14 protein-coding genes are annotated in these 14,680 nt (G+C 62.1%); 9 read left to right on the top strand and 5 right to left on the bottom strand.

The features are described from left to right. Positions 1 to 676: 676 nt before the first annotated feature. The 4 genes from IPP95_00005 to IPP95_00020 form a co-directional block, all read right to left on the bottom strand. Positions 677 to 823 carry a hypothetical protein gene (locus tag IPP95_00005; GenBank protein QQS72655.1) on the bottom strand — a complete coding sequence of 49 codons (147 nt, stop codon included), beginning with the start codon at positions 821 to 823 and terminating at the stop codon, positions 677 to 679. Between the two features lie 482 nt (positions 824 to 1,305). Further along, positions 1,306 to 1,647 carry a hypothetical protein gene (locus tag IPP95_00010; GenBank protein QQS72656.1) on the bottom strand — a complete coding sequence of 114 codons (342 nt, stop codon included), beginning with the start codon at positions 1,645 to 1,647 and terminating at the stop codon, positions 1,306 to 1,308. A gap of 2,194 nt (positions 1,648 to 3,841) precedes the next feature. After that, positions 3,842 to 4,027: an SDR family NAD(P)-dependent oxidoreductase gene (locus tag IPP95_00015; protein QQS72657.1), complete on the bottom strand. Its 186-nt coding sequence runs from the start codon at positions 4,025 to 4,027 to the stop codon at positions 3,842 to 3,844. Between the two features lie 1,047 nt (positions 4,028 to 5,074). Further along, positions 5,075 to 5,221, bottom strand: a complete 147-nt coding sequence (locus IPP95_00020) for a hypothetical protein (GenBank protein ID QQS72658.1) — start codon at positions 5,219 to 5,221, stop codon at positions 5,075 to 5,077. Positions 5,222 to 6,399: 1,178 nt separating this feature from the next. Here IPP95_00020 and IPP95_00025 point away from each other — a divergent pair. Further along, complete coding sequence (locus tag IPP95_00025; GenBank protein ID QQS72659.1) at positions 6,400 to 6,843, top strand: hypothetical protein; 444 nt, start codon at positions 6,400 to 6,402, stop codon at positions 6,841 to 6,843. 119 nt (positions 6,844 to 6,962) lie between these two features. Further along, entirely contained in the window at positions 6,963 to 7,106 is a 144-nt protein-coding gene (locus IPP95_00030; protein QQS72660.1) for a hypothetical protein, read from the top strand. A gap of 6 nt (positions 7,107 to 7,112) precedes the next feature. On the opposite strand, the gene IPP95_00035 is transcribed toward IPP95_00030, so the two are convergent. Next, a complete protein-coding gene (locus IPP95_00035) occupies positions 7,113 to 7,265 on the bottom strand; it encodes a hypothetical protein (GenBank protein QQS72661.1) in 153 nt (50 codons plus the stop codon). A gap of 283 nt (positions 7,266 to 7,548) precedes the next feature. On the opposite strand from IPP95_00035, the gene IPP95_00040 reads away from it, so the two are divergent. From IPP95_00040 to IPP95_00070, 7 genes are all read left to right on the top strand, one after another. Continuing rightward, positions 7,549 to 8,187 carry a 2-hydroxyacyl-CoA dehydratase gene (locus IPP95_00040; GenBank protein ID QQS72662.1) on the top strand — a complete coding sequence of 213 codons (639 nt, stop codon included), beginning with the start codon at positions 7,549 to 7,551 and terminating at the stop codon, positions 8,185 to 8,187. Between the two features lie 29 nt (positions 8,188 to 8,216). Next, on the top strand, positions 8,217 to 8,726 hold the full coding sequence (locus tag IPP95_00045; GenBank protein ID QQS72663.1) for a hypothetical protein: 510 nt from the start codon (positions 8,217 to 8,219) through the stop codon (positions 8,724 to 8,726). Next, on the top strand, positions 8,726 to 9,598 hold the full coding sequence (locus tag IPP95_00050) for a hypothetical protein (GenBank protein ID QQS72664.1): 873 nt from the start codon (positions 8,726 to 8,728) through the stop codon (positions 9,596 to 9,598). Before IPP95_00045 ends, IPP95_00050 begins: the two co-directional genes overlap by 1 nt. Positions 9,599 to 9,651: 53 nt before the next feature. Continuing rightward, positions 9,652 to 10,794 carry a saccharopine dehydrogenase NADP-binding domain-containing protein gene (locus IPP95_00055; GenBank protein ID QQS72665.1) on the top strand — a complete coding sequence of 381 codons (1,143 nt, stop codon included), beginning with the start codon at positions 9,652 to 9,654 and terminating at the stop codon, positions 10,792 to 10,794. Positions 10,795 to 10,803: 9 nt separating this feature from the next. Beyond that, the gene (bcrD, locus tag IPP95_00060; protein ID QQS72666.1) at positions 10,804 to 11,655 is read left to right on the top strand and encodes a benzoyl-CoA reductase subunit D; all 852 of its coding nucleotides are present in this window, start codon (positions 10,804 to 10,806) and stop codon (positions 11,653 to 11,655) included. 83 nt (positions 11,656 to 11,738) lie between these two features. Then, positions 11,739 to 13,484: an AMP-binding protein gene (locus IPP95_00065; GenBank protein QQS72667.1), complete on the top strand. Its 1,746-nt coding sequence runs from the start codon at positions 11,739 to 11,741 to the stop codon at positions 13,482 to 13,484. A 1-nt stretch (position 13,485) separates the two neighbouring features. Beyond that, positions 13,486 to 14,676 (top strand): 2-hydroxyacyl-CoA dehydratase, encoded by a 1,191-nt coding sequence (locus tag IPP95_00070; GenBank protein QQS72668.1) that lies wholly within the window; start codon positions 13,486 to 13,488, stop codon positions 14,674 to 14,676. Positions 14,677 to 14,680 lie beyond the last annotated feature (4 nt).

Consider the following 14,680-nt stretch of genomic DNA (forward strand, 5'->3'; position numbering starts at 1 on the left):
GGGCCGATGCGCAGATGGTCGCCTTTCGTTTGTCACTTCCTTCAGCGCGGCGTGCCCGTAGAGGTCGACGGGCAGGGGTGCCATCCCGGTGCCTTGGAAGGAATTCACCAGGACGTCGGTGCCGTAAAGCGAGAGCGAAGTCGTCCGCGTGTTCCACCTGAAGCCATGGCCACGGCTACGCTGCGGTCCGTGGTTTTACAGGAAGATGCGCTCTGCGGTGATGTGGTTGCTCGGATAAGGGGAATTGCCAGTGCTATCGCGGATGATGCGCCCAAGGCGCATCATCCGTCTTATGACGAACCACGGATGGACACGGATGAACACGGATACTGAACGTACCGGCCTCGCCAGTTGGTCCATGGCCGCTGTCCCATGGTCAGGCCATCCGATGTGTGGATGATATGTATCCGTGGTTCATTCTATTTGCGCAGCATGACGTCAGGTACGACCTCTTGTTCTTTTTCTTCTCCTTCATCAGCTGCAGCACGCGTTCGGGGCGGATGGGCGGTTGCGGCGGGATGCCGCCACGCGTCGCCGGATATGGCGTTGGCATTGGCGGGGATGGGATGCAAGGCGCCTCGCCTGATCCCTTCGCGCCGAACGGGCCCCTTCCAGTTGGTTCATCACGGTGTTGGCAGTATGCAAGTTCCGGCGTGTCAACGGGGTGGGCATCTTGCTAATCGGGGAAGTTGTTGTTGATCGACAAGCCTTCGTGGTAGCGCATCTCCTCATCGCTCATGGCACGGCCCGATGCCCGTGTGCCAGGAGCCTTCAGGCTGGCCTTCCACAACGCAGGCGGGTTCGGGGCCTTTCCCGCGGTCATTGCGCACGCCCCAGACGTCGAGGATGCTTCCACGCGGCCCGATGCGCGGTCGGCGAATCACTTCCACGGCGCGGGCACCGAAGGAATAAGGACGGGCTGAGGCCCGCGCCGCTACCTTTGAAATCGCCGTCAAGCTTCGGGCTGATATACTTGCCGCTGTAGTTCACGGCGCCCCTTCCGGCGGTAATCGGGTCTACCGGCTTCCCGATCCACGGAAGGTCAACGGGCGGCTCGTTGCTGCGGACGCGCGCGTGGTCGAAATTCAGTTCCTCCCGCGGCGATGCCGCTGGCGGCGCGACACCGCCTCCGAAGGCGTCACAGCGCAACTGCTCCGCCGCGTCCTTAGCGGCGTTCCCGCCATGAAGGTCACCCGGCTGGAATAGCTGCGGGTCCACAGGCGTGAGAGCGTGTCGGCGCCGAGCACGAAGAGGTGCTCCCGTATCTGAGGCCGAGCACCTCGCCCACCACGATCGCCAGGCATCTTATCGCTGCCCACTGTCCGATGTCGTTGGCACCGGGTAGTCGGTACGCAGCCATCGAAATCCAGCAGGTGGACGGTGCTTTGCGGCAGACCGTTGCGGATGATGGCGGCAATGCGCTTCCGCTGATGAAAAAATACGACCCGCCCGGCCCATGTCCGTAGGGCGGTTTCCGTGGCGTTCACTCCACCGACCGCTGCGCCACGCTCTGGATCGAGTCGCGGCTGCCGTTGGAAGTGATGCAGTATTCACCGACGGTGAGGTGTGCGGCTCGAAGTTCTTCATGCGCATCTCCACCGGGTCCGTACCGTTACGGTGCGCGATATCGTCGACGAGCGATTCCACGGCGAAGCGCGGATTCACCGCGCCGCTGGCCGCGCCTTAAGCTGCCCTCTGCGGTTTGTTGACGCCACACGCGGTGGGTGGTGAGGCCGAAGTTATCCGAGCTTGTACGGGGCCTGCAACAGCGCCCGTTGCAATAGCTGGTCACCACGCCGAAACTGCCGTACGCACCGCCGTTTCGGTGATGTTGGCATCGAGCGCCTTCAGTACCCATCGTTATTCACCTAGTTGGATGGTCATCCGCGAAGGATGCCGACCGTGGTTGGTGAGAAGCCCTCCTCCCGGCTCAGGCGGACGCGGACCAGGACGCCCTGTGCGCCCGTGCGATGTGCGAGACTGATGATCTCTCGTGCAGGAAGGGATCAGGCTCTTGCCGCCGAAAGCCACCGCCGACCCGCGGCTTGATCGCGCCCGGTGCAGCGGCACTCCAGAGCTTCGCCAAGGCGCGGGTGCAGGTAGTGGGTGACTGCGTGGGGTGGTGATCAATCAGTGTCCGTTCTCGTCCCAGAACGCGTTGGCGGCATGCAGCTCGAGTAGACCCGTAGTTCCACTCCATACTGAAGGTCATCGCGCTCACCACATCGGCGTCCTTCAATCCGGGCACAGTCGCCGAAGCCGGGGATCGACTCTTATGCGTTATTGCCATGGCGCGTGTATGGCGTGGATCTACCTCCTCCGCCCCAACATCCGCTGGGCTCGTCCATGGTGAGGAGGACACGATGGGGCGGTATGAACACCTGGATCGGGGCGCGAGCCAGCCGAAAGCGATAGTCTCCGAATCCCCCGCGACCGGCCGCGGCAATCGCCGATGTATGCGAGTCTTCCACAGCGCCGTAGCGGGGTCTCGTCCTGCGAAATCAATCTGCACGCCGAAGGGATGGACAAGCTCGGTGCCTGTGGCGACGTATTGCACGCCGGCAGACGCATCACCTCGGCGGTATCGATGCCACCAAGGATGTACGCTGAGGATGCGGGCTGGAAGAACTACTTGCAGGGGCGTTCTTCGCCGGGGAAAGTCATCCGGCGAGTCGGCGATGCCTGTCGCCTTGCGAGCCGCCTCGATGAAGGAGCGGCCCGTGCCCACCATGCCAGTCGGGCGCCGGTGAGGCGGAACGGCGTCCTCCTGCTGCTCTTGGCGTATTCGGCCACGGCCTCGATGGTCTTCTTGTAGCCGGTGCGGCGGCTGCACGTTCCCGGAAAGCGCCTCGCCGAGTCCCTCCACGTCGGTCAATCGCTTGCAGGCCCATGGTCCAGCGCGGTGGGCACCATGCCGGGCGTGCAGAAGCCATTGGACGGCGCCCGCCTCCACAATTTCTATTGCAGACGGTGCAGTTCCGCGTTGGTGGATAGCCCCTCGACGGTGGTGTTGGCGGCACCGTCGAAACGCATGGCGGGCGTGATGCAGTTGAGTACCGGTTCGCCGTCCACCTGGCGCGGTGCGGAAGCGCCGCAGCTGCCCTGCGAGCAACCGTCTTGGACAACGTCAGCCCGACCTTCGTCCGGATCGCTTCCGAAAGCATTTCATGCGGACCCACCAGCACGTAGTGTTCCTGCCATTGTTAGTGAACCGGGCTGTTCCCAGGATGCGAGCGGTTAGTAGTGAGATGAAGTGAGCGGAGGGTCGTCATCGTGGGGTGTTCGTTCGTGGTCAGATTCCGGCGCCGATGCTTTGCCGCCGTCCGCATAGAAGTCTGCCCGGTGATGAAGCGGGCCTTGTCGGAAAGCAAGAAGGGAGGCGACAGTGTGCTCCGTTTCATCACCGGCTGGCCCATGGGGCGTATGGGTTGCGCGACGATCGGCGTTAGAGCACTTCGGGTTCGAGGCTTTAGGTGAGCGGCGTATCGGTCCCGGGCCAGGGTGCCACGGCGTTCACGCGCACGTTGGAAGGGCGAACTCCAGCGCGAGCACGCGGGTGAGCGCCACCACCTGCAGACTTGGAGGGCCGGCGTCGTTGCTCTGGCCGGGATGCCGAACCGGGCGCGGGAAGAGATGTTCACGATTAGGCCCCGGACTTCTGGTGAACGCATGCGGATAGCGGCTCGCGGCACATCGACCAGTGCCCTGCACGGTTTCACGTCCAGCACCGCTTGCGAAATCCTCCAGCGTCATTTTCCAGGTCGGCCGGTCGCGGATGATCACGCGTTATTCACCACGGCATCCACCTTTCCCGCGAAGGCCATCACCTGCTCGAAACGGGTCACACGGCCTCCTCCTGCCGGATGTCCACGGCGATGAAGGTGACCTGTCCTTGCCGAATCCGTTCGTGTGCTTCGCCCTGCAAAACGTGGTCGATCTCCACGGCGACCACGTAGTGGCCCTCCGCCACGAGCTGCCCGGTGATGGCGCGCCCGATGCCCTTGGCGGCGCCGGTGAGCGATGGCAATGGGTCCGTTGCTCATGATGCAATACTGTTTTCACGCGGATCGATTCGGCGAGGATACTCACGACGATACTCACCTCCGGCCCCGCTTCCGCGCCGATGTCGATGCCCATGGGCATCCACCCGCGCCAGTTCCTCCACCGGGTGGCGATGCCGCCCTCTTGGAACATCTTCCGTCATTTCCACCTTGCGCTGACCACCGATGATGCCCGGAGTAGGCGAAGGACTTCTTCAGGCGGAAAGGCGAAGATATGCCGCCGGTCCATCGGATGGCTGTAGGTCATGATGGCGATGTAGCTGCGTTCATCGAAAGGCTGGGCAGCTGACTGGTCGTGCGACCGGCAGTTGATTGATCAAGTATCGGTCGAAGTCCCTGAACTGGTCCTTGCGGTCATCCACAAAGACCTCAGAAACCTGTCCGATGGGCGAGATTGGGCAAGGCCGTTCCCGTATGGCACGCGCCGAAAATGTAAACTGTTCTTCTTCATCCCACCGGCTCGATGCTCAAGGATGTCCACGCTTGCCCCCACGACATGCCGTTAGTGTTGCACCAAGGTCGTGGCACGTCCCAGGAGGTTACGCCGGTGCGGATGACATCAAGGCCTGCTGGATGACCGAGCGTTCCAACTCCCACCGCCGATGGTGCCATGGATACTCCCACAGAGGCCACCACAAGCATCTTTGCACCCACTCGCCGGGGCGTGGATCACCCGTGGAGACGATGATGCACAGGGCCGCGGCCTCCTTCCCGTCCCGCACCGGATGGTGCTGGTATTCGGGTCCATCAGCAGAGCATGATGGGGCCGGTCAGGTGTAGTGCCGGGAGTGCTCCTCCGGCGTATTGATGTTCGGCGAGACACGCAAGGATCGGCGGTGGGTACGCGATGCCGTGCGGACCCGGAGAAGAGCAGGTTGAGCGGCGTGTCCGTGCTTCGTCGGCCTGAACGAGTTCGATGAGCGGACGACCGATGAGCACCGGATGGCCACCAAACGCTGTCTGCTCGGTGTGATGTACGGTGCTTCTTCGCGTGCGGCGTAGAGGTGCGCCGATCAGCTCGGCTCCACGAACGGGTTGTCGATGTTCTGGACGAAGCAATAGCGGGCGGGGAAGCGCCGCCAGCCCCAAGCGCAGGGAATGGGCACGCCGGGGAATCGGTCTGGGTTGCGTACGATACGCACGCCGGGGGATACCTTCATACAGTTCCGTGGGGATCGTCGGTTGCCACCACCAGCGCCAAGGTGCAAAGGTCCGAGGAGGCCAGGGGTGAATCAATTGATGTGGGACATATGGGTGCCAACACCCGGGAAGGGCAGCAGCGCCTTGTGCGCGCCATCCGCCGGAGCGCCCGGCGGACAGCACCACGCAGCCCGCATCGTGCTTGGGCGCTGCTTCATGGCCTGTGATGTCTGCGGGATGGTGGCACTTGCTCAGTATGGCGGGGTTCTTTTTGGGAAAGCGTTCCTGCCGGATGTGCATGTTGCCGGTGCCGATGCAAGTTCTGACACAGATCGGCAATGTCGGAGCAGGTGTTGAAAAATATTATGATATAAATCCATATTGTTGGTTGAGAGTTGATCTACCTGAGCCCGCAATGACTGCGTCCCTTCGACAGGACACAACACCACTGCGAATGGCCGAACAATTGACCCGAAACCCCGCGCGCGCCTTGGAGCGATCCTGGCGGAATGCGAAGAGGTCGCCTTCGATCTCGGAATTCAAACGTGCCAGCAGTGGCGGGAAGCGGCGCCGGACCGCCTGCTCGTCGGCTACCTGCCGATCTCATCCCGCGTGAGGTGCTGCACGCGGCCAACGCGCTGCCGGTGGGCATAAGCGGGCGCGGGCGACCGCAAGCGAGACTTCATCAAGGGCGATGCCTACTACCAATCCTACATCTGCCACCTGCCGCGCGGGGTCATCGAGATGGCGCTGGACAGCAACCTCGTGGGCTTCGGTTTCCTCTTCCCCCGATTTGCGATTGCGTCCGCAACCTCTCCGGCATGTTCAAGCTGGCGAAGAAGGGAAGTTCACCCGCTACTTCGACTATCCGCAGAACTTCACCGAGCATCAAGGGCGCACCTTCTCTCCCGCGAGCTGATCCAGACGGTCCAACAGGACATGTTCAAGCTGAACGGGAGGAGATCACGCCCGAGCGGCCCATGCGACCGGGCTGTACAACTCACGCAACCGGCGGATGATCGAGAAGACCTACGACATCCAGGAAATACCCGGTGGCGCCTCCGCCGTCGATACCTAATACATCCTGCGCGCCGGGCTGGCGATGCCGGTGGAGGACCACAACGTCATCCTCGAAGAGGTGCTTCACCGTTGGTCAAGCAGGACCACGGCGAGCCGATGGACTGGCATCCGCGTGGTCATGGCCAAGTTCCTTCTGCGAGCAACCGCCCATCGGCATGCTGAAGTCCATCGAGATGGTGATTGCTACATCGTGGACGACGACCTGATGCTCGGCTCGCGCTGGACGCAGGGCGACGTGGACGAGAACACGGCGGACTCCCTGGGCGCCATCGTCACTGCCTTCCTCACGAAGAGCCCGGCCTCTTCCATAAGTGTACGACGTGGGAAACCCCAAGGGCGCGCGCTTGATAAAGCTGGTGCGGCGCCGGGCGAGGCCGACGGCGTGAAATCTTCTGCGCGGCCAGCTTCTGCGACCCCCGCCCTGCTGGGACGCCCCGAGCCGCAAAAGGCCTGCGACGCGGAAGGCGTGGCCCACATCAACTTCCAGTTCACAGTTAACCGGCCAGTTCAAGACATCGGGGAACAGGTGGCGTTCTCCGATTCCATCAAGCTCTGGGTCTGACCCACCAACGCACAAGCACAATCCCATAACACCAGCACCCCATGGCACAGGCGATCCCGAAGCTATCAAGGAAAAGAGCATGCTCATCCAGAAGGAGATGCTCGCCGAGCTCTTCACGGATGAGCACCGCCAAGGAAAAGGCCGCAAGGGTGGTCCACACCTTCGTGCCGGGGGACCCCACGGAACTGATCACGGCCATGGACATGCTCCCGGTATACCGGGAATCAACGCCCCGCAGTCCGGCATGCGGAAGAAGTCCGTAAGCTACATCAGGACGCGCAGAAGGCGGGTTTCAGCGAGGACGTCTGCACGTACGTGAAGTGCGACATCGGCATGATGCTCAACGGGAACATCGGGCCCACCGGCGAAAACTGCCGGAGCCCGACCTGCTGCTGCTGAGCTACCGGCTGCTTCACCTTCATGAAGTGGTTCGAAACCTCGAGCGCCTCTACCCCGGCGTGGAGATCGCCATGCTGCACACGCCCTACCAGGAGGACGGGCGCATCACCGACGACAAGAGTGGCCTACATGGTGAAGCAGCTGGAGGAGGAGGGTGATCCAAGATGGAGAAGGTCGCTTAAAAGAAGCTGGACCGTTGCGCGCCTTTCGAGATGCTGGAGGATTCCCTCAAGGCGGAGGACCTGTGGGTGAAGGTGCTCGAGTCGGCCAAGAACGTGCCCTCGCCGATCGACTCCTACTTCGCCGGTGTCTACTACATGGGCCCGTTGTTCACCGCTTTCCGCGGCAGCGAGCGCGCCTTGGAATACTATCAGGAACTGCACGACGAGATCGCTGGCCCGCAAGGAACAAGGTCTGTTCCCCATCACGCCGGAAGGGGAAATGAAGGAGGAGCGCTTCCGCTTGGTGGTGGAAGGGCCGCCGAACTGGACCAACTTCCGGGAGTTCTGGAAGATCTTCTACGACATGGGCGCGGTGATTCGTGGCCTCCACCTACACGAAGGTCGGCGGCGTGTGATCAGGGGTTTCCGCCACGATCCGAAGAACCCCATCGAGAGCCTCGGCCGCTACTGCATGGGCTGCTACACCAACCTGAGCCTGCCCCAGCGCGTGGACCTGCTGGAGAAATACATCAAGGAATACAAGGCGGACGGCTTCCTGATCAACTCCATCAAGAGCTGCAACTCGTTCTCCGCGGGCCAGCTGCTGATGATGCGCGAGATCGAGAAGCGCTGCAGCATCCCGGTGGGCTTCATCGAGAGCGACCTGGTGGACCCGCGCTACTTCAGCTACGCCAACATCAAGAACCGTTTGGAGTCCTACTTCCAGATGCTGGCCCAGCGCAAGACCATCCTGGCCCAGGAAGCCACCACTGAACAAGCCTGAAATCCACGAGCAACAATAGATCACCGGCCATGAGCAAGTACTATCTCGGCGTCGACCTCGGGTCCACCACCTCCAAAGCGATCATCATCAACGACAAGGATGAGATCATCGGAAGGGGCATCACCAACACCCGCGCGAACTATTCGGTGGCGGCGGACATCGCACGCGACGAGGCGGTCTACGACGCCCGCTTCTCCGTGCTGAAGAAGAACCTCGAGGCCGAGCTCACCGCAAAGCCCGCCTACCGCAAGTACATCAACGACCTGGAGAACGTGTTCCGCTACGAACAGTTCAAGGTGCGCCTGGACAAATTGGGCGATGAACTGGTGAAGACCTGCAGCGAGTATTTCACGGAGGAAGAGACACAGCAGGAGTTCCTGAGCCACCTGCGCTCCATCCGCCGGGCCTTCAAGCCGAAGATCAAGCACGACTACCTGTACAACGACCTGGGCTCGAAGAACCAGTTCTTCCGTGACATCGTCTCGGAGAAGTACAACGAACAGGTGAACCAGCTTGCCCCGATCTCTTTGAGCCGCTGATGACCCTTTGGGACAAGAGCATCACCCCGGCGGAGAACGAGGTGGTGAAGTTCGACTTCAAGACCCTGGTACACGAGGCCATGGAGCTGCTGAAGGAGAAGTACGCCAGCCTGCCGGACGAGCCGCAAGGGACGCCCATCGCGGACGGCCCCGCTTTCGATCAAGAGATGTACGTGCTGAAAGGACAGTTCGGTGCCGTGGCCGATTCCCTGCGCGACCGCATCGATGAAGTGGCCGGCCTGGAGTTCCACATCGCCAACATGACCGGCACCGGTTACGGCCGCGCGCTGCTGCCCTTCCCGGAGGACTGTATCCGCTCGGAGATCCTCTGCCATGCCTTCGGCGCGCATGCCGTGTTCCCGGACACGCGCACCGTGCTGGACATCGGCGGACAGGACACCAAGGCCATCCAGGTGGACCAGTACGGGCTGGTGACCAGCTTCCAGATGAACGACCGCTGCGCCGCGGGCTGCGGGCGCTACTTGGGGTACATCGCCGATGAAATGAGCATCTCGCTGAACGAGCTGGGGCCGCTGGCCCTGAAGGCCGAGAAGGAGGTGACCATCTGCAGCACCTGCACGGTGTTCGCGGGGGCCGAACTGCGCGAGCTGACCAACCTCGGCGAGAAACGCGAGGACATCCTCGGCGGCCTGCAAGGCGATCATCATGCGCGCCATGTCCCTGATCGCCCGCTCGGCGGCGTGTTCAACGAGTTCACCTTCACCGGCGGCGTCGCCCGCAACCAGGCCGTGATCAAGTACCTCGGCCAGCTGGTGCGCGAGAACTACGGCGAGGGATCAAGATCAACATCCACACCGATTCCATCTTCATGGGCGCGCTCGGCGGCGCCATGTTCGCCCGGCGCAACGTGAAGGCGGAACTGCCCGGCCAAAAGAAGACGAGCGCGAAAGTCGCGTAACACAAGATGAGCGAGAAGAAGGTATTGGTCCTGGGTGCCGGCCTGATCGGAAAGGCGATCGCCATCGATCTGTGCCGCAGGCATGCCGTCACCAGCGCCGACCGAAGCCCTGAAGCGCTCGAGGAACTCACACGTCAGCATCCCATCACCGCGCTCGTTCTGGACATCACCGACCACCGCGCTTTGGCCGAGGCGGTGTTGCCCTTCGACCTGGTGATCGGCGCGGTGCCAGGGGCCTTGGGCTTCGCAACGTTGCGCACGGTGATCGAAGCCGGGCGCGACGTGGTGGACATTTCGTTCTTCCCGGAGGACGCGCTGGCATTGGACGCACTGGCCCGTGAGAAGAACGTCACCGCCGTGGTGGACTGCGGCGTGGCGCCCGGTCTGTGCAACATCATCGCCGGTCATCATCACCGGAAGAGCCCGCTCACTCATTACGAATGCTTAGTGGGCGGACTTCCGCGCAAACCCGAATGGCCCTTCGGCTACAAGGCCGTCTTCTCCCCTGCTGATGTCATTGAGGAGTACACCCGTTCGGTACACATGCGGGAGGACGGACAGAACGTGGTGCGTGAAGCATTGAGCGGGATCGAAGCGATCGACATGGAAGGCGTGGGCCGCTTGGAAGCCTTCAACACCGATGGCCTCCGCACCCTGCTCACCAGCATGCCCAAGGTGCCGAACATGGTGGAGCGCACGCTGCGCTATCCGGGGCATGCGGAACTGATGAAGGTGTACCGCGCCACCGGCCTCTTCTCCGCGGAACCAATTGACGTGGACGGGAAGAACGTATCTCCCTTGAAACTCACAAGCGCCCTGCTCTTCCCTCGGTGGAAGATGAAGCCGCAGGACGAGGACCTCACCGTGATGCGCGTGACGCTGAAGAACAGGAAGGGGACCATTACCTACGACCTGCTCGATCATTTCGACCGCGAAAGCGGAACCAGCTCGATGGCGCGCTGCACGGGATACTCCTGCACGGCGGTCGCTGAACTGGTGCTGCAAGGCACGTTCACGCAAAAGGGGATCAGCCCGCCGGAGGTAGTCGGTGCGGAGGACGCTTGTTTCGATGGCGTGATGGACTACCTGAAGGAGCGCAAAGTGAATTGCACGGAACGGAAAATGGAACTTCAACTGCGAACAGCATAGAACGGAACAATGGAGCACAGCACATACACCATGGGGATCGACGTGGGCAGCAACTTCATCAAGTTGGTGCTCATGGGCTACGACGGGGAACCCGAGATAATGGACAAGCGCACCGAGAAGATCCGCAAACGTGACCCGTCGGCGCTGGGGGATGAAATGGTGCAGTCGATGCTGGATCGCAACAAACTCAAGTACGAGGACATCGCCTACTTGGCCAGCACGGGCGAAGGGGACATGGTGAAGCGCAAGCGCGGCCACTTCTACGGCATGACCACCCATGCGCGCGGCGGTAACTTCTTCTTCCCGGAGGCCCGCACCGTAGTGGACCTCGGCGCGCTCTATGTCCGCGCAGTGCGGATCACCACCGAGGCCCGCGTGGAGGACTACAAGATGACCGGGCAATGCGCATCGGGATCCGGTCAGTTCCTGGAGAACATCTCGCGCTACTTGGGCCTGAGCATCGAGGAAGTGGGCGACGTCTCCTTGACGAGCACCCAGCCCGAGGTCAGTTCCGGCATCTGCGCGGTGCTGGCCGAGACGGACGTGATCAACATGGTGTCACGCGGCATCTCCACGCCGGACATCATCAAGGGCATCCACATCAGCATCGCCTCGCGCATCATCAAGCTGATGAGCTCCTTGAAAGCCGTTTCGCCCATCGTGCTCACCGGCGGCATGGCGCTCAACAAAGGCATGATCCAGGCCATCAACGAGGCCTTGGCCGAAAGCAGCAAGGGCTTCGAGGTGCGCACCCATCCCGACGCGATCTATGCCGGGGCCATCGGTGCCTGCCTTTGGGGCGGGTACCGCGACGCCAAGCTCCGCGAAAAGGAGGCCCAACGCGCGATGCAGGCCGGATGATACGGAACTGTATGGTCGGGCGATGACCCTTCCACCCAAGGCACACCGCAGAAGCACAAGTGATGTAACCAAACCGATAAACGATGCAACTCAGCGGACCCGAACTACCCCCCGGTGCATTGATCCCCAACGTGGCCACGTTGCTGGAGATGAACGCGCATCTTTTTGGTGATCGGCAGGTGTACTGTGAAAAGCGCGACGGCGTGTATGAAGGCATCACGTGGAAAGCGCTTTTCGCCGACGTACGCTCGATCGCTCACAACCTGCGCACGCGTTACGGGTTCAAGCCGGGGGAGAAGCTGGTGATCTTCTCGCCGAACCGTTCCGAGATGCTGCGGCTCCAACTGGCCGTGATGGCCTCGGGCGGTATCGCCGTGCCCATTTTCGCCTTCTTCCACCAAGAGACCGCGGAGCTGCTGATCCAGCATAGTGATGCCCGCTTCCTCGCCGTGGCCGGCGAACTGCAACTGGAGCGGCTTGATCCGGAACTGCCCTTGGAGCATGTGTTCTGTTTCGATCGCGTCAAGCACCCGGAGCGGAAGAACCTGGTCGCATTCAGCGAACTGCTGGCGCCTCCGGCCAATGGCGCCGACGTGCTCGAACCCAACGCCGACCCGGACGCACTGTGCCTGAACATGTACACCTCGGGCACGATGGGCACACCGAAGTGCGTGCAGCTGAGCCATCGCAACATCCTTTCCCAACAGGCGGCCTTGGGGATGCTCTGGGACCTCGGCCCGGGCGACCGCTTCCTCAGCTACCTGCCGTGGCACCACAGCTTCGGCGGCATCTTCGAGCTCTTCACGGCGTTGCGCTCCGGCGCCACCCTCTACTTGGAATCCAGCTACGGCAAGGACGCGAAGGAGATCATGGAGAACTGGAAGTTGGTCAGGCCCACGGTCTTCTTCAGCGTACCCAAAGTGTACCAGAGCCTGGTGGAACTCACGCGGCAGGACCCGGAGGTCGATCGCATCTTCTTCCACGCCGGGCTGAAATTCATCTTCACGGCGGCGGCGGCGCTTCCGCAAAAGCTCTCCGAGGAATTCGAGCGACGCGGCGTCCCGGTGGTGGAGGGCTGGGGCCTTACGGAGACCTCGCCCTGCTGCACGTTGACGGATCCGGTGCGGAAGCGCACCACCGGCGTGGTGGGCAACCCGATCCCCGGCGTCACCATCCGCTTTGCCGAGGACGGCGAGGTGCTGGTGAAAGGCCCCAACGTGATGTGCGGATACTACAAGAACGACGAGGCCAACGCCGGGCTTTTCACCGACGACGGCTTCTTCCACACGGGCGACATCGGCGAGGCCACGCCGGACGGACTGAAGCTGATCACGCGCAAGGACCGCATCTTCAAACTCAGCAACGGCGAGAAGGTCATCCCCTCCGACCTTGAGAAGCTGATCGAGTTCAAGTGCCATTACATCTCTTTCGCCATGGTGGTGGGCAGCGGGCAGGAATATCCCATCGCGCTGCTTTTCCCGAACAAGAAGCAACTGGACCATCCCGATTACTCGGTCAGTCCGATGGAAGGCTGCTTCTGCCCGCGCAGCTTGGACGAATTGAGCAACTGCCTGCGAGGTTGCCTGCACGACGCCAACTGCGGCATCGGCCAGAAGTTCGCCAAGATCAAAGCCGCCATGATCATCGACGATGAACTGTCCCTGGCCAACAACACCCTTACGCCGAGCATGAAGGTGGCGCCGCGCAAAGTAGTGGAGGCCTACCGCGCACACTTGGAAAACCTCTACGGCGCCGACAATCCGCTGGACGAGGAGGTCTTCATCATCAAGCTCGACGAGATCAACACCGTGGGAAGAAAGATCGCGTGACATGCGTACGATAGAGTCCACCAACGAATTGAAGCGCCTGATGGGCGCGTACTTCCAGGGCATCAAGAAGCCGGTGGCCTGGTGTACCAGCGTGGGCCCCGCGGAATTGCTCCGGTCCTTCGGCTTCGAGGTGTATTTTCCGGAGAACCACGGCGCCCTGCTCGGCGCCACGCGGACGGCGGGCGACTACATCCCCGCTGCCGTGAAGGAGGGATACGCCGGCGACATCTGTTCCTACCTCACCAGTGATATCGGTGCGCACCTCAGCGGCGAAACGCCCTTGAAGAAGCATTACGGATTGAAGGAGGTGCCGCGCCCCGACCTGATCGTGTACAACACCAACCAGTGTCGCGAAGTGCAGGACTGGTTCGGCTTCTTCGCCAAGGAATACGACGTGCCCGTCTTCGGCATCACCCCGCCGCGACACGTGGACGAGGTGACATCGGCCCATGTGGCGGACGTCGTCTCGCAGTTCAAGGACATGTTGCCGCTGTGCGAGAAGATCAGTGGCAACCGCTTCGACATCGACCGCTTCCGCGAGACGCTCCGGCTCAGCCGGGAGGCCACGGACCTGTGGAAGGAAGCACTGGCCACCGCGGTGAACAGCCCGGCACCGATGCTCTTCTTCGATGCCACTATACACATGGGCCCGATCGTGGTGCTGCGCGGCACGCAGGAGGCGAAGGACTACTACGCGCTGCTGCTGAAGGAGCTGCAGGGCATGGTGGCCAAGGGCGAGGGCGCCATCCCCCGCGAGGCCTGCCGCATCTATTGGGACGGCATGCCGATCTGGGGCAAGCTCCGTTCGCTCAGCGACCTCTTCGCCAAGAACCAGGCGGCGGTGGTGGCCTCCACCTATTGCAACAGCTGGGTGTTCGACGCCTTCGATGAGCGTGATCCATTCACCTCCAGCGCGCTGGCCTACACGGAGATCTTCATCAACCGCAGCGAGAAGGCGAAGACCGCCATCCTCGGCCGCATGGTGAAGGACTTCGGGATCCACGGCGTGATCTTCCACGACGCCAAGACCTGCCACAACAACTCCAACGCGCGCTTCGGCATGCCGCAACGCCTGAAGAAAGAGGCCGGCGTGGAGACGCTGGTGCTGGAAGGCGACCTCTGCGACCTGCGGTTCTACAGCGAAGGCCAAAGCCACACCAAGATCGAGGCCTTCATCGAACAACTCACTTGATCAC

This window comes from Flavobacteriales bacterium (assembly GCA_016700415.1).
Taxonomy (GTDB): Bacteria; Bacteroidota; Bacteroidia; order Flavobacteriales_F; family PHOS-HE28; genus PHOS-HE28.